This window comes from Allomuricauda sp. M10, from assembly GCF_020782875.1.
GTDB lineage: Bacteria > Bacteroidota > Bacteroidia > Flavobacteriales > Flavobacteriaceae > Flagellimonas.
Genome location: NZ_JAJGBN010000006.1, coordinates 1 through 16,002, shown reverse-complemented (window position 1 = coordinate 16,002; position 16,002 = coordinate 1). Strand labels below are relative to the sequence as shown.

15 protein-coding genes are annotated in these 16,002 nt (G+C 43.2%); 8 read left to right on the top strand and 7 right to left on the bottom strand.

The genetic code is table 11. The features are described from left to right. Positions 1-47 precede the first annotated feature (47 nt). Both LKX84_RS14545 and LKX84_RS14540 read right to left on the bottom strand, forming a co-directional pair. Positions 48-2,513, bottom strand: coding sequence for a ribonucleoside-diphosphate reductase subunit alpha (locus LKX84_RS14545; RefSeq protein WP_228237878.1), 2,466 nt, complete (start codon positions 2,511-2,513; stop codon positions 48-50). Between the two features lie 118 nt (positions 2,514-2,631). Continuing rightward, positions 2,632-3,618 (bottom strand): ribonucleotide-diphosphate reductase subunit beta, encoded by a 987-nt coding sequence (locus LKX84_RS14540; protein ID WP_228237877.1) that lies wholly within the window; start codon positions 3,616-3,618, stop codon positions 2,632-2,634. A gap of 898 nt (positions 3,619-4,516) precedes the next feature. Between LKX84_RS14540 and LKX84_RS14535 the strand changes: the two genes are divergently transcribed. Beyond that, positions 4,517-5,251, top strand: a complete 735-nt coding sequence (locus LKX84_RS14535) for a LytR/AlgR family response regulator transcription factor (RefSeq protein WP_228237876.1) — start codon at positions 4,517-4,519, stop codon at positions 5,249-5,251. A 15-nt stretch (positions 5,252-5,266) separates the two neighbouring features. After that, positions 5,267-7,234, top strand: a complete 1,968-nt coding sequence (locus LKX84_RS14530) for a tetratricopeptide repeat protein (protein ID WP_228237875.1) — start codon at positions 5,267-5,269, stop codon at positions 7,232-7,234. Here LKX84_RS14530 and LKX84_RS14525 read toward each other — a convergent pair. Beyond that, positions 7,227-7,796 carry a DUF3109 family protein gene (locus tag LKX84_RS14525; protein WP_228237874.1) on the bottom strand — a complete coding sequence of 190 codons (570 nt, stop codon included), beginning with the start codon at positions 7,794-7,796 and terminating at the stop codon, positions 7,227-7,229. The two genes, LKX84_RS14530 and LKX84_RS14525, sit on opposite strands and share 8 nt — an antisense overlap. A gap of 121 nt (positions 7,797-7,917) precedes the next feature. Here LKX84_RS14525 and LKX84_RS14520 point away from each other — a divergent pair, with 121 nt between their 5' ends. Beyond that, on the top strand, positions 7,918-8,502 hold the full coding sequence (locus LKX84_RS14520; RefSeq protein WP_228237873.1) for a MarC family protein: 585 nt from the start codon (positions 7,918-7,920) through the stop codon (positions 8,500-8,502). 9 nt (positions 8,503-8,511) lie between these two features. Beyond that, complete coding sequence (locus tag LKX84_RS14515) at positions 8,512-8,709, top strand: hypothetical protein (RefSeq protein ID WP_228237872.1); 198 nt, start codon at positions 8,512-8,514, stop codon at positions 8,707-8,709. Between the two features lie 6 nt (positions 8,710-8,715). Here the strand turns inward: LKX84_RS14515 and LKX84_RS14510 are convergent, their stop codons facing one another. The 4 genes from LKX84_RS14510 to LKX84_RS14495 form a co-directional block, all read right to left on the bottom strand. Further along, positions 8,716-10,344, bottom strand: a complete 1,629-nt coding sequence (locus LKX84_RS14510; RefSeq protein ID WP_228237871.1) for a S41 family peptidase — start codon at positions 10,342-10,344, stop codon at positions 8,716-8,718. 16 nt (positions 10,345-10,360) lie between these two features. Next, entirely contained in the window at positions 10,361-10,798 is a 438-nt protein-coding gene (locus tag LKX84_RS14505; protein WP_228237870.1) for a deoxycytidylate deaminase, read from the bottom strand. Between the two features lie 86 nt (positions 10,799-10,884). Next, complete coding sequence (locus LKX84_RS14500; RefSeq protein WP_228237869.1) at positions 10,885-11,469, bottom strand: HupE/UreJ family protein; 585 nt, start codon at positions 11,467-11,469, stop codon at positions 10,885-10,887. Positions 11,470-11,540: 71 nt separating this feature from the next. Next, positions 11,541-12,278, bottom strand: coding sequence for a TerB family tellurite resistance protein (locus tag LKX84_RS14495; protein WP_228237868.1), 738 nt, complete (start codon positions 12,276-12,278; stop codon positions 11,541-11,543). A gap of 122 nt (positions 12,279-12,400) precedes the next feature. On the opposite strand from LKX84_RS14495, the gene LKX84_RS14490 reads away from it, so the two are divergent. From LKX84_RS14490 to LKX84_RS14475, 4 genes are all read left to right on the top strand, one after another. Further along, entirely contained in the window at positions 12,401-12,811 is a 411-nt protein-coding gene (locus LKX84_RS14490) for a BrxA/BrxB family bacilliredoxin (RefSeq protein ID WP_228237867.1), read from the top strand. A 79-nt stretch (positions 12,812-12,890) separates the two neighbouring features. Further along, positions 12,891-13,628 carry a lysophospholipid acyltransferase family protein gene (locus LKX84_RS14485; protein ID WP_228237866.1) on the top strand — a complete coding sequence of 246 codons (738 nt, stop codon included), beginning with the start codon at positions 12,891-12,893 and terminating at the stop codon, positions 13,626-13,628. Further along, complete coding sequence (locus LKX84_RS14480; RefSeq protein WP_228237865.1) at positions 13,625-14,284, top strand: HD domain-containing protein; 660 nt, start codon at positions 13,625-13,627, stop codon at positions 14,282-14,284. Before LKX84_RS14485 ends, LKX84_RS14480 begins: the two co-directional genes overlap by 4 nt. Before the next feature lie 57 nt (positions 14,285-14,341). Then, positions 14,342-15,766, top strand: coding sequence for a Gfo/Idh/MocA family protein (locus LKX84_RS14475; protein ID WP_228237864.1), 1,425 nt, complete (start codon positions 14,342-14,344; stop codon positions 15,764-15,766). Positions 15,767-16,002 lie beyond the last annotated feature (236 nt).

Below are 16,002 nucleotides of genomic sequence, written 5' to 3'. Positions count from 1 at the left end.
ATTTGATCAATAAACACTATCGCATGTACCGAAAAGCTCGATACTGACTATGACCCGCACATCAAGCAGTCATCATCTGCTTGGCCTTCTTTGGCGCGAGCAATCATCTCTTTCATTTCTTCTGGCGTTAAGGGCTGAATATCAATTTCCTGCTGACCTACCGATGTAGCCTCTACTTTTATTTCTTCCGCGGCACTGACCGTTTCTACTTCAGCCATAACCGCCACGGGCTCTTCTTTCTTTTTGGTGTTGTCCAAAGTGAATTTAATGGCATCCACAGCAGCTTTCGTCCTCAAATAGTACATGCCGGTCTTGAGTCCGCTTTTCCAAGCGTAAAAGTGCATAGAAGTGAGCTTGGCATAGTTGGCATTTTCCATGAACAAGTTCAAGGATTGGCTCTGATCAATGAAATACCCTCGTTGACGGCTCATGTCGATGATATCCTTCATGCTAAGTTCCCAAACAGTCTTGTAAAGCTCCTTGATGTCTTCGGGAATGGCATCGATATCTTGTACCGAACCGTTGGCACGCATCAATTCCTGTTTCAAATTCTCGTTCCAAAGTCCCAATCTTACCAAGTCTTCCAACAAATGTTTGTTCACCACAATGAATTCCCCGGAAAGCACCCTTCGAGTGTAGATGTTGGACGTGTAGGGTTCAAAACACTCGTTGTTCCCCAAAATTTGGGATGTGGAAGCGGTGGGCATTGGAGCTACCAACAAGGAGTTCCTGACACCATGTTTCAATACTTCCTTCCTCAATTTATCCCAATCCCATCTTCCGGATAGTTCGCTGTCTTTTATGCCCCAGAGGTTATGTTGAAACTCTCCTTGGGAAATTGGCGATCCCTTGTAGCTGGAATACGCTCCATCTTCCTTGGCCAATTCCATGGAAGCAGTAACCGCAGCAAAATAAAGGGTCTCAAAAATTTCTTGGTTGAGTGCTTTGGCCTCATCACTAGTGAAGGGCAATCGCAACATGATGAAGGTATCTGCCAATCCTTGTACGCCTAATCCAACGGGTCTGTGCCTCATATTGGAATTTCGGGCCTCTTCCACAGGGTAAAAATTCCTATCGATGACCTTGTTCAGGTTACGGGTCACTTGCTTGGTAACCCGGAAAAGTTCCTTGTGATCAAATTCGCCATTCTTCACGAACATGGGAAGGGCAATGGATGCCAAGTTACATACAGCCACCTCATCTGGGGAGGTATATTCCAAAATCTCCGTACAAAGGTTGGAGGAACGGATAGTTCCCAAATTCTTTTGGTTACTCTTACGGTTGGCGGCATCCTTATAGAGCATGTATGGTGTTCCTGTCTCAATTTGGGATTCCAAAATCTTTTCCCAAAGATCTCTTGCCTTTATGATCTTTCTTCCTTTTCCTTCGGCCTCATATTTTAAGTAACGGGCCTCGAATTCTTCACTATGGGAATCAAACAAGCCTGGGCACTCGTTGGGGCACATCAAAGTCCATTCGGCATCCGACTCTACTCGCTTCATGAACAAATCTGGAATCCACATGGCATAGAACAAATCACGGGCACGCATTTCTTCCTTTCCGTGGTTCTTTTTCAACTCCAAAAAGTCATAAATGTCGGCATGCCAAGGCTCCACATAAATGGCAAAGCTTCCCTTACGTTTTCCACCCCCTTGGTCTACATAACGGGCCGTATCGTTAAAAACCCTGAGCATGGGAACAATACCATTGGAAGTGCCATTGGTTCCTGCAATATAGGATCCAGTGGCCCTAATGTTGTGGATGGACAACCCGATTCCACCGGCGGATTGTGAAATCTTGGCGGTCTGCTTCAAGGTGTCATAAATGCCATCGATGCTATCATCTTTCATGGCCAAAAGAAAGCAGGAAGACATTTGCGGTTTAGGGGTACCTGAGTTGAACAAGGTAGGCGTGGCGTGAGTGAAGTACTTTTTGGACATCAACTCATAGGTTTCCACCACGGAATCCAAATCATCCAAATGGATACCCACCGCAACCCTCATCAGCATGTGCTGGGGACGTTCGGCAATGTTTCCATTAATCTTTAACAAATAGGAGCGTTCCAATGTCTTGAAACCAAAATAATCGTAGCCAAAATCACGGTTATAGATGATGGTGGAATCCAGCTTTTCCGCATTTTGAGAAATGACCTGGTACACTTCATCCGAAAGTAACGGTGCTTTTTTGCCTGTTCTGGGATTTACATATTCGTAAAGGTCCTTCATGGCTTCGGAGAAGGACTTTTTGGTGTTTTTATGTAGGTTGGAAACGGAAATCCTGGCAGCCAACTTGGCATAGTCAGGGTGGGTAGTGGTCATGGTTGCTGCTATTTCCGCAGCCAGATTGTCCAGTTCGGATGTGGTAACCCCATCATACAAACCTTCAATGACCCTCATGGCCACTTTTACCGGATCAACTAAACTGTTGAGTCCATAACAAAGTTTTCTAACCCTGGCCGTGATCTTGTCGAACATGATCGGCTCTTTTCTCCCGTCTCTTTTAACTACATACATGGTGTTGCTCGTGTTTAATTGTTGTTGTTTGCCTTATTGTTAAAAAATTAACATTTTAAAATTAAGGCCATTAAAACCCTCTAAACCTTTGGTTGGGAGGGTTGTATTCTTTTACGGATTAAAAATCCGCGTCGAAACTGATCTTCTGGGAATCGGTGTCCTTTTCCTTGTTAAGGACCCCGGCCTTTTGATATTCCGATACGCGTTTTTCAAAGAAATTGGTCTTCCCTTGGAGCGAGATCATGTCCATGAAATCGAATGGATTGGTAGCGTTGTATACCTTTTCACATTCTAGTTCTACCAATAATCTATCCGTTACAAACTCCAAGTACTGGGTCATCAATTTGGCGTTCATTCCGATCAAGCTCACCGGTAGTGATTCGGTAATGAACTCCCTTTCTATGTTCAGGGCATCTACAATAATGTCCGTGATTCGCGATTTTGGCACCTTATTCACCAAATGTTTGTTGTGCAAGTGAACGGCAAAGTCGCAGTGCATGCCTTCATCACGAGAAATTAACTCGTTGGAAAAGGTAAGGCCAGGCATCAACCCGCGTTTCTTCAACCAGAAGATGGAACAGAACGCTCCTGAAAAGAAGATGCCCTCAACAGCTGCAAAAGCGATCAAGCGTTCGGCAAAACTTGGTGATTCGATCCATTTAAGCGCCCAATCGGCTTTCTTTTTAATGGCAGGAAAATTTTCTATGGCCTTGAACAAGGTATTTTTCTCCTTTTCGTCCTTTACATAGGTATCGATAAGAAGCGAATACGTTTCTGAATGGATGTTCTCCATCATGATTTGAAATCCGTAGAAAAACTTGGCTTCCGAAAACTGCACTTCGTTCACGAAATTTTCTGCCAGGTTTTCGTTAACGATTCCATCCGAAGCGGCAAAAAAAGCAAGAATGTGCTTGATGAAATACTGCTCATCCTCGTTCAGTTTGGTATTCCAATCGGTAAGGTCCTGATGTAAATCGATTTCTTCAGCGGTCCAAAAGCACGCTTCACATTTTTTGTACCATTCCCAAAGGTCGTGGTGCTGAATGGGAAAGATGACGAATCTATCCTTGTTTTCCTGTAATATGGGCTCAATTGCTGCGGACATGTTGATCGTTATATCGTTAATTAGTTTGGAAGGAGGTTTCCTCTTGAACAGAGTAAACAAATATTTAAAAATGTTGTTGAAAAGTAAAGGGGCAAAAGCGAAAACGGGAACAAAGTTTTTAACACTGCATGTTGAAATCTAAGGCAGCCGAGTAATGGCGCATGACCGATGAAATATGGGATCGTGGAAAGATTTTCTGGCCATAAAAAAAGACCAAAAAGTATATTGAACAATACCTTTTGGTCTAACTTTTATGATGAACGTGCATATAGTAGAATATTACCAAACAGTACGGCCTCTCCAAGTTCGGCCTTGTTAATCTTTTATCGTCCTAGGTAGTTCCCCCGAAACCTAAAATCAACTCCAGATTTGGCCAACCCGAAGATTTTGTCTTGCAAGCGGTTTCTATAATCAAGAGAATGGTTGCTTTGGCCGTACAATTTTTGGTAATACAATATGTTAAGAGCGTAATCGGGAAAAAAGGGTTATTTTTTTGCAACCACTCTTTCCCAATCGGATTTAAGCTTCACTTGCCTATGTTCCGATACTGCGGCAAAAACCAAGGCAACGATTAAAATCACGAAAAGAACAATACATTTTCTCATTTCAAGCACATATTTAACTGCCCCAATTTTTTGGTAGCGCCAAGATAGATAACAAAAATCCTGGGCAAGGTAGCGTATGTATGAACGGTCACTTTTTGTGTATAATTGGTTTTCGGTATTTTGAAGTGTTGGACCCAATTCATGCAAAATGGCCTATTTATGAAGGAATTGGAAGATTTTTCCCATGATTTTGCATTTTATACCAGTTATACGTCTTAAATGCCCATTAGCACATAATTTTAGATCTGTAATGAGAATAATCCTAAATTTGAAATAACGTATACCTACACAGTATGTTAGAAGCCGTAATTGTTGATGACGAGATCAAGGCACTTCAAAGTTTGAGTTGGGAATTGACCAATTTGAGTGATGAGGTGGACATCGTTGCGTCCTTTACCGATGCCCATGAGGCATTGGATTATTTGGAACGCAACACTCCCGACTGTCTTTTTCTTGATATTGAAATGCCGGCTATGGATGGTTTTCAGTTCATCAAAAACCTGAAGAACAAGGATTTTCCGGTGGTGATTACCACGGCCTACAACCAATATGCCCTGCAGGCCTTAAAGAACGAGGCCATCGACTACTTGCTTAAACCCATTGACACGGACGATCTTGAAGTGACCATCGCCAAGATCAAAAGATATAACGCCAAGAACCTCACCATTGAGCGTTTGGAAAAAATCCTGTTGAACTTCAACTCTGAATCGCACAGTAAAAAAATCACCATCAATACCGATGGAAAACTGCTTTTCCTGAACAGTGATGAGATTTTGTTCGCGGAATCCGACGGCAACTACAGTACCATATTTTTAAAGGACGGGCAGAAAATCCTCCTGACCAAAAAACTGAAAGAGGTAAATGCACTGTTGCCAGATACCAGCTTTTTCAGAATCCACAACTCTTACATCATCAACCTCAACAAGATCAAAGAATTCCTAAAAACCGATGGCTATGTGGTTTTGGAATCCAATCATAAAATTCCAGTATCCCGGCAAAAGAAATCCGATTTTTTGGATATGCTGTAATTCTCCCAAAAGCCTGTGGCCATAGTAAAGTTCACACAAATCGAGCACCTACATCGAGTACAAAGAACGACTCTGTTTTTTTGGTTGACACTCTTTTTTGCTAATGCTTCACTGGCGCAAGACTTCCCCGATTCCTTTAAGGAAAAGGCCGAAAACCTAAGTCTTTTGCAGCCCAAGACCTATGAGGAACTAGACGAGGAACTCGATGAGGAAAAACAGGACACTACCTTTTTGAGGTACTTTGCAGGACTCAGCAAAGAAAACAATTATCTGGAGGGCGAAGCTTACGCCCTGAACCAATTGGGAATGAAATACAGGAACATTTCCCAATACGAAAAATCCGTGCTATTGCACGAACAGGCCTTGGAACTTTCCGAAAAGGCCAATAATACCGAGATGAGGGTGTTGAGCCTGAACATGCTAGGCGTTGTATACCGAAGAAACGACGCCATCAAGACCGCTCTGGACTACCATCAAAAAGCACTGGAGTTGGCAGAGCAGGTAGAAAATCCATCGGACCACATTAAAAGAAGTATCAACGTTGCCCTAAACGGTATAGGAAATCTATATATCGCCCTGGGCCAGTTTGATCTGGCCATCATGCAGTTTCGCCGTGCCCTTAGGCTGGAAGAAGAACTGGGCAACAAACTGGGACTGGCCATAAACCATCAAAATATTGGGAATTGCATGGAGGAAAAAGGGGACTTGGAAGGTGCCCTTGAAAACTATCGCAAGTCCTTGGCCTACAATGAAGAGATCAACTCGGATATCGGGCGGATCATATGTAAAAACAGTCTGGCCCAAATCTATCTAAAACAGGATATGCCCTATGCCGCTCTTGTACTTTTGGAACCCCTGCATGACGAATCCATAAGACTGGGTGATTATTTCATCGCTTCATCGGTCTTCGTCAACACCGGTTGGGCACACACCAAATTGGGCAATTATGAAAAGGCCCACGATTACATTCAGCAAGGTTTGGACATGGCGGTAAACCGAAATTTGCCCAGCAGTATCCAGTACGGTTATCAAAAAATGTCCGATCTGGAAAACGCTCGTGGCGACTTTAAAAAGGCTTATGAATACTACAAAAAGGCAGATGAGGTCGATAGGGAAATTTCGAGTGCCACCAATTTACGGTACATGAACGATATCATTGTACGGTATGAAGCAGACAAAAAGAACAATCAGATTGCGGTACTTGCCAAGGAAAATGAGATCGTTAGGCTGCGTTTGAAGAAGAACCAAACCACCCTTTTGGTGAGCGCATTGATCGTTGGCCTCATCTCTTCCATTCTTTACATCCTATATCGACAATACCAGAGTAAGAACGAAAAAAGGGTACTCACCTTGGAGCAGAAAATGCTCCGAAGCCAAATGAACCCTCACTTTCTGTTCAATTCCTTGAACTCCATCAAGCTTTACATCATCAACAACGAACAGAAGAATGCCGTTCACTATCTGAACAAGTTTTCCAAATTGGTGCGGAAAATCCTGGAGGCTTCTTCCCAACGGGAAATCTCCTTGGCGGAAGAACTGGAGACCGTTGAACTTTATATGAACATTGAGAACATCCGCTTTTCCAACGAGATCGATTTCAGCATCAATGTAGACAAGGATATTTTTATCGATAATATCAAGATTCCTTCCCTCACCCTGCAACCTTTCCTGGAAAATTCCCTTTGGCACGGACTATCACCCAAAGAAGGGGAAAAGAAAATCCAGATCCACGTAAAAAGAAAGGACAAAGGCCACGTAACCATAGAAATCATTGACAATGGTGTGGGCCGAACCATGGCCGAGGCCAATAAGGAAAACAGGGTGCTCAAACGAAAATCTGTGGGAATCCATATTACCAAAGAGCGCTTGGCCAATTTCTCCAAAGATTACCAGAACAAGTTTGATGTGGATATAGTGGACCTATTTGATGAAAACGGCAACCCGAACGGCACCAAGGTCATTTTGGACATCCCTACTATTTAGGATTTCCTTTTGCCACTTCCTCCAACTCGCTATACCAGGCTTTACCAAATTTCCTGATCAGGGCATCCTTTACGAATTTATAGATGGGAACTTTTAATTCCTTGCCCAAACTGCAGGCGGGATCACAGATTTCCCATTTATGATAGTTCACGGCCGTGAACTCAGAATACTCCCTTGTCCGGATCGGGTACAGATGGCAGGAAATGGGTTTTTTCCATTTGGTGACACCGTCGTTATAAGCTGCCTCAAGTCCGCATTTAGCAATTCCATCATCCGAAAAAATCACGTAGGCACATTCGTTGTTGTTCACCAATGGGGTTTCCCATTCGCCGTCCTCACCTTTCACAAAAGCCCCTTGTTCCTCAATGGCCTGAATGCCTTCTGGCCTGAGATAGGGTTTAACATCACTGTACAGGTTCACCAGTTTATCCGTTTCTGAATCCTCCAAAGGAGCACCATACTCGCCACCTACACAACAAGCACCTTTACACGCATTGAGGTTGCAGACAAAATCGTTCTCCAATATCTCTTCCGAAACGATGGTTTTTCCAATCTGGAACATAGGGTTCGCTTTTGAAGCAAAGGTAGTTTAAAACACAAAATTTGACATTTTATAAACCTTAGAATGTAATCCAAAAGGTTTTTTTACACGTACATTTGCAGTCCGAAAAAAATAAGGTGCCATGAATTTCAATTTTAAGGAGATAGCTACAGCGGGAATGATTCTTTTTGCGGTGATCGATATATTGGGAAGCATCCCAATTATTATATCGCTTAGGAACAAGGTGGGCCATATTCAGTCTGAAAAGGCTTCGATTGTAGCGGCCTGTATCATGATCGCTTTTTTGTTCGTTGGGGAAAAGATCTTGAAATTGATCGGTATCGACGTGAATTCCTTTGCTGTGGCGGGTTCCTTTATCATATTCTTTTTGGCCATCGAAATGATCTTGGGGATAACCTTATACCGTGATGATGTGGCGGAAACCGCTTCCATTGTTCCCATTGCCTTCCCATTGATCGCCGGTGCCGGTACCATGACTTCGCTTTTGGCACTAAGGGCCGAATATCATGTGGAGAACATTATCGTTGCCATTCTGCTAAACATTATCTTTGTATATATCGTTCTTAAATCCAGTGCGAAAATTGAGCGGGTGTTGGGCAAAAATGGCCTCAACATTATAAGAAAAGTGTTCGGTGTGATCCTTATGGCCATTGCCGTGAAGCTTTTTGCTTCCAACATCAACCAGTTGTTCAACCAAGGATATTAAACCAGTGTCATGAACAAGACCCTTAACATTATCATCATTATTTTGGCCATGGGCCTGATCGTTTACAATGTTACCTTGGTAGATTTTGACAATCCACTGCAAGGTGATAGCACCATAGCCTTGATCGGCATTGTGGCCTCATTGTGTGCCATTGTATTGTTGTTGATTTTTATGGCTTCCAAAAAGATTGAGAAGAAACTGAAGTAGTCAACCCTACGGTTTTGTGCCCACAGCTCCCAATTGGGTGGGATCTATGATCGATTCATCCAACTGTTTAACCCTTTTCAACATAGGATCAAAATCACCCTTTATCTGTGCGGACATGTTCGGGGAATACAATTGCTCCGCGATATTGGCCTTAAGATAGGCTTTGATCTTATCCTCGTAAGCATAGAAATCCAAACGCACCTTGCGATCCAACACAAACTGGATAAAACGATCAAATAGGATATCATCTACCTTGAATTCGTCCAAAAATTGATTCTGTGTGTACTCCTCATATCGAGTTCGGTCCTCTTCCAAATGCTCAAAAACAAATCTGGCAAAAAACTGATACGTTTCGTCCATGCTTTCAATGGCTTCTTCCTCATTGCTGCCGATCGGAACGAACACATCAGGCACAATACCTCCGCCTCCATAAACCACTTTACCTTTTGGGGTGACAAATTTTAAAGAATCGGCTACTTTGATGCTATCCGCAGAAACAAGTTCCCCATTGGTGTACCGCTCCATGAATTTCTGGTAATAATCGTGGTTGCCATTCTTGTATGATTTTTGAATGGAACGACCGGTTGGGGTATAATAGCGACTTACGGTTAACCGAACGGCAGAACCGTCGCCAAGGTCCATTTCACGTTGTACCAAACCCTTCCCGAAGGAACGTCTTCCCACAATGGTCCCGATATCATTGTCTTGCAATGCTCCGGCAATGATTTCACTTGCAGAAGCGGAACGCTCGTTGATCAATACATAAACGGGTTTGTCCTCAAAATCACCTTTACTGGTGGCATAGGCTTTCTTGATTCGTCCCTTTTTGTTTTTGGTGAATAGGATCAATTTATCTTCCCCTAAAAATTCATCGGCCAACTTTTCGGCAATGCCCAAATAACCACCAGGGTTATCCCGAAGGTCCAACACCAATTTTTCGGCGCCTCTTAACTTTAGTTTTTTAAGGGCATCCTTGAACTCATCAAAAGTAGATTCGGCAAAGCGATTAATCTTGATGTAACCCATATCGCCAGTAAGCATATAATAAGCATCCACACTTCGGATCGGCACACGGTCCCGGGTAACAGACATATCCAAAACCTTATTCTCCGACTTTCTATACACCTTAAGATTAACCTTGGTCCCGATTTTACCTTTTAGGGTAGACACCACATCGTCATTAGGGATTCTTCTACCGTACAGCGTATCTTGGTCGGCCATTAGAATGCGGTCACCGGGCTTTATGCCACTAATGTAGCTGGGACCGTTCTTAATGGTCCTGATCACAGTGATGGTATCCCGGAACATATAAAAACTTACCCCGATCCCTGCAAAGTCGCCCTTCATGTTCTCGGCAACCTCGTTCATTTCACTTTTTGGGATATAAACCGAATGGGGATCCAATTTGCCTAAAATATTGTTTACCGTAACATCAACAATACTGTCCGTATCAATTTCATCCACATACTCATAATCGATATAATCGATGAGCCTGTTCAGCTTGTCTTTTTTGGAATTGGTGGAAAAGAGTTTTTCCGGTGAATCGTTAAAATGGAGTTTGCCCCCAATAAAAATGCCGATGGCTACTGCCAATGCCAGCAAGGTGGGCCAAATATATCCGTTTATCTTTTTCATAATAGTATTCTGGCGTTTAGACCATTTCTTCCAAAATGGGCAAATGGAGCACTTCTACCCCGGCCCGCTCCAGAAATTTCAGTCCGGAGTCATCCTTGTAGGCCTGTTGGTATACCACACGTTTTATGCCAGCCTGATGTACCAACTTGCTACACTCCCTACATGGGGAAAGTGTAATGTACAAAGTGGAACCCTGACAGGACTGCGTGGACGATGCCACTTTTAAGATGGCATTGGCCTCGGCATGCAATACATACCATTTGGTGTACCCCTCATCGTCCTCACAATTATTCTCAAAACCTGTGGGAGTACCGTTATAACCGTCTGAAATGATCATTCTATCCTTTACGATAATGGCACCCACCTGTCTTCTCTTGCAATAGGACAGTTTACCCCATTCCTGGGCCATCCTTAGGTATGCCTTATCGTACTTTTCTTGTTTGCTCTCCTTCATAAATCCATGAATAAGCTGATATTTAAATAAATATACCTGCTTTGGAAGACCCTTACAACCTAATTCGATTAAATTTAACGGTGCCCTTACAAGGGAAACGTAGCAATGAGCAAGGGTATTGTAATGGCTGCGATCAAAATGGAGGCCGCAGCAATAAAAATGTTCCTTTTCACTTTTAACAAATCCAATGCCACAAAAGCAATGGCCAAAACAATCAGGATGATGGTCACTTGGGAAAGCTCAATTCCCGTAGCAAATCCCAATAAAGGTGTAATCTTGTCCTCCTCTTCGGCCATCAACATTTTAAAATAGTTGGAAAAGCCAAAACCGTGGATCAAACCAAAAAATCCAGTAGCCACATAATGCAACAATTCGCCAACATTCACTCCTTCCTTAAAAACATAGGTAAAATTGAAGAGTGCCGTCACCAAAATGGTCACTGGGATCAAGAATTCAATGAGTCCCACATCAACGGTCACCACATCGTAAACCGATAACGCCAAAGAAGTGCAATGCGTCACGGTGAAAATGGTAGCCAATAGCAACACATGTTTCCAATTTTTAAAAGTAAAAGGTACCGCCAAAGCCGACAAAAACAGAATATGATCATAGGCACCAAGATCCAACACGTGATGAAGGCCCATTTTAACATAGAAAAAAAACTCTTCCATTATTTTGCTTTTAAATTGACGATCTCAATAGGTAAAACTCCAATCCCGAACTACTAATTACTATATCCTTGTTAAGATATTCCCCTTTCCTTTTGAATAGTCTCGTAGGCTTTTTGTACTTCCTTGAACTTTTCCTCGGCTCCTTTCCTAATGGCCTCGTTTTCGGTCACCACGCGGTCGGGATGGTATTTTTTCGCCATATTCCGATACGCTTTTTTCACTTCATCATCGGTGGCGGTTCTTTCAATTTCCAAAATTTTATAGGCGTTATCGGCAGATTTTACGAACATGGCCATGATACTTTCAAAATCATGTGCCCCCACCCGCAAATAACCGGCTATTTCCGTTAATTTTTGAACTTCGGACGGACTCAATTGTCCATCGGCCTGAGCGATTCCGAATAAAAAATGCAGCAACTGCAATCGAACTTCATAACGGGTGCGTTGCACCATGTAGGCACAGATGCGTTCCGCGGAGATTTCCCTTTTTTTAATGACCTCGTTAAATGTTCGGAAAATGGCGTTGGCCTTTTCCTTTCCGTAAGTACTCAAAAAATATTGTCGAACATAATCGAGTTCGGATTGGTTTACCGAACCATCAGCCTTAATAATGATGGAACAAAGGGAAAGCAGGTTCAATTCAAAATCGGCAGGAGAAACGGTCTGATTGTTCGCATTCTGGAAAACCGTCCTACCGCCACTGTCGTTACTACTCCAACCGTCTAAGAGGCTACCAACAATAAATCCCAGCACTGCCCCTGGAAACCGAAAAACCAAATAACCGATAAAGGCGGCCGCCCATTTGATCATCTTTCAAAATTTAAACCCCAAATATAGGGCATTGCAGAAGAAACAAAGCTTTAAGCAATGTTAAGGGTGATGAAAAAAACCTAACAATACTGTATCTTTGGATTCTAATTAAAAAGAAGCCTATGTATCCCGAAGAATTGGTAAAACCTATGCGCGCAGACTTGGCCAACGCCGGGTTTGAGGAACTACATACAAGTGAGGCAGTAGAAAACGCCCTAAAACAGGAAGGAACCACCTTGGTGGTTGTCAATTCGGTTTGTGGATGTGCCGCTGCCAATGCCAGACCAGCAGCCAAGTTGAGCTTGCAAAATGAAAAAACGCCAGACCACTTGGTGACCGTATTCGCAGGAGTGGATATGGCCGCCGTTGCAACGGCCAGAAACCATATGGTCCCCTTCCCTCCATCATCGCCAAGCATGGCCCTTTTTAAGGATGGGGAATTGGTTCATATGATCGAAAGACATCATATTGAAGGTAGACCTGCTGAACTGATTGCAGAGAACCTTATGGAAGCATACGACGAATTCTGTTAATGCTTTCGATTATCCAAAAAGACAGACCACCCTTAAGGGTGGTTTTTTTATTTTTACGCTGAACTAAAAAATGCCTGCCGTGCTCAAGATATTATCCTATCCATTGACCGTCCTATTTTTTATCAGCTTTGGATTGGTTTTGGTCATTTTTCATCCCATTCAATGGATCTGTTTAAAAGTTTTGGGGTATGATGCCCATAAACGGAGTGTTTCCGTCCTTAATTGGTTCATCATGCTGTGCACCGGTATTTTAGGAACACGGTACAAGTTTGACAACCCACACCAAATTCCAACCGATAGACCCTTGATCATTGTGACCAATCACCAGAGCATGTACGATATTCCGCCCATCATCTGGTTTATGCGAAAGTATCACCCCAAGTTTGTAAGCAAAATCGAACTCGGTAAGGGTATTCCCAGTGTTTCATTCAATCTAAGGCACAGTGGTTCTGCTTTGATCGATAGAAAGGATCCCAAACAATCCATTGAAGAGCTGCAAAAACTGGGTAAATATATCCAAAAGCATAACCGAAGTGCAGTGATTTTCCCCGAAGGTACCCGAAGCCGAACAGGGGAACCCAAACCTTTTCGGACCACAGGATTAAAAGTATTGATGAAACATGCACCATCTGCATTGATTATACCCATCAGTATAAACAACTCATGGAAATTGCTCCGCTACGGTAAGTTTCCGATGGGCCTAGGTTCTTATGTGCAGTTTAAAGTACATGCCCCTGTGGAAATTCAAGGAAATGCCGATGCCGTCATTGCTGAAGTGGAAAAACAAATTGTATCAGGCATAAACCTTCCCAAATGAGTCAAGACCAATTGGTACAAAATACCATTCATTTTGTTAAAAAAACCCTTGTTGAGGCCGAAGGGGGGCATGATTGGTTCCATATTGAACGGGTGTACAACACCGCAAATCTCATTTTAAAAAAGGAAACGGCAGATGAACTCGTGGTGAAACTATCAGCCTTGTTACATGATATTGCCGACCCCAAATTTCACAATGGAGACGAATCCATCGGACCTAAAATTGCCCGAGATTTTTTAAGGGAACAAAATACTTCCGAGGAAACCATCGAACATGTAACGAAAATCATCCAACACATGTCCTTTAAAAATAGTCTTGACAAAAGCCAAGGATCATTTACATCCAAAGAAATGGAAATTGTACAGGACGCCGACCGCTTGGATGCCATGGGTGCCATTGGTATTGCCCGTGCCTTCAATTATGGTGGATTCAAGAACAGGGCACTGTACGATCCCCGTATGCCGCCAAACCCGAACATGAACAAGGAAGAGTACAAAACCTCCAATGCACCAACCATCAACCATTTTTATGAAAAGCTGCTCTTGCTAAAGGATGGGATGCATACGGAAACGGGCAAAAAAATTGCCTTGGAGCGGCACCAATTCATGCTGGAATACCTGGAACAGTTCTACAAAGAATGGAATGGTAGGGATTAACTTTCAATAATCCCCTTCTCTTTTGTATCTTGGTTGAACATAATCAAACTAAACAAAATGCAAAGAAGAAATTTTCTGAAAAATGCCGCTGCTGCATCGGCTGCATTTTCCATTGTGCCTAGTTATGTATTGGGCAAAACCCATGTTCCCCCAAGTGATACCTTATATGTTGCCGGCTTTGGTGTTGGTGGCAGGGGGAGCGGCGTAATTCGTGGGTTGCACGAAACAGGTCGTGTAAAATTCGTGTCCTTGTGTGATGTGGATGCCCGACGCGCCAAGGAAACTTTTGATATGTTCCCTGATGTACCTCGATACAAAGATTTTAGAAAGGTGTACGATGAGCGATTGAGCGACATCGATGCCATAATGGTGGCCACCCCGGACCATATGCACGCTACCATTGCGTTGCCCTTTATGCGAGAAAAGAAACACGCCTATGTTGAAAAACCATTGACCCACAATATTTATGAGGCCCGTTTGATGACCAAAGTGGCCAAGGAAAATGGCATTGTGACCCAAATGGGAAACCAAGGTGCATCCAGTGACGATAGCCGAATTGCCCGAGAGTGGGTAGAATCCGGTATCATCGGAAAAGTACATACCATTGACTGCTGGACCAACCGACCTGTTTGGCCACAAGGGGTTCCCATGCCTACCCAAAAACAACGAGTGCCCAAGGAATTGGATTGGGATCTTTGGTTGGGCGTAGCTGCTGAAAGGGATTACAACGAAGCCTATCTTCCGTTTAAATGGAGGGGGTTCTGGGATTTTGGAACCGGTGCTTTGGGTGATATGGGCTGCCATATCATGGAAACCCCTTTCAGTGTTCTGGATCTTGGCTATCCAAAAGAGGCAGAAGCAAGTTGTACCACGGTTTGGGTAGGTGATTTTGTGGAAGCCGATTACAGCCATTCCTGCCCTCCATCATCTAAAATACATTTGAAGTTTGACCATGAACATCATGGTGAAATTGCCTTGAACTGGTACGATGGTGGGATTAAACCAGACCTTCCGGACGAGTTGAAGGATGGTGAGACCATTGGAGATTCCGGTGGTGGAACCGTCATGTACGGAGACAAAGGTATCTTGGTTTGCGACACCTATTCCAGCAACGCGCGTTTGCTGCCTTCAGACATGATGGATCTTTATAAAGCCCCAGCTCCTAAATACCCAAGGGTACCCGGTAGCGTAGGCGGTCATATCGCCAACTTTGTGGATGGTTGCTTGAATGGCACACCTACTTCTTCCAACTTTGAAAAAGCGGGTAGATTGACTGAAACCGTGTTGATGGGCAACCTTGCTGTAAAAGCATATCAATACAAAGAATTGAAACCAGGCAAGAAAGCCACTGATTGGGATCCATATGCTTCTCCAGGCAGAAGAAAACTGATCTGGGATGGTGATAACATGAAAATCACCAACTACGAGAAGGCCAATGAATGGGTGACCCGTGATTATAGAAAAGGATGGGAATTGAAATAAAAGTCCCATTTTAATAAAAAAAGCCACCATTTAGGTGGCTTTTTCTTTGCATATGGTGATGTACTCTGCTATTGGCTCTCTCCAACCCACAGTAATGTTCCTTACGTCATTCTGAGCAAAGCGAAGAATCTAATCGCTTTCAACCTTTTAACAAATCTCTCGGCCGCAAGCTCCCTCGAAATGACAACAACAACACAACTATTTTCCTAAATGAAATGAATTTGCTCCCCTCTGTC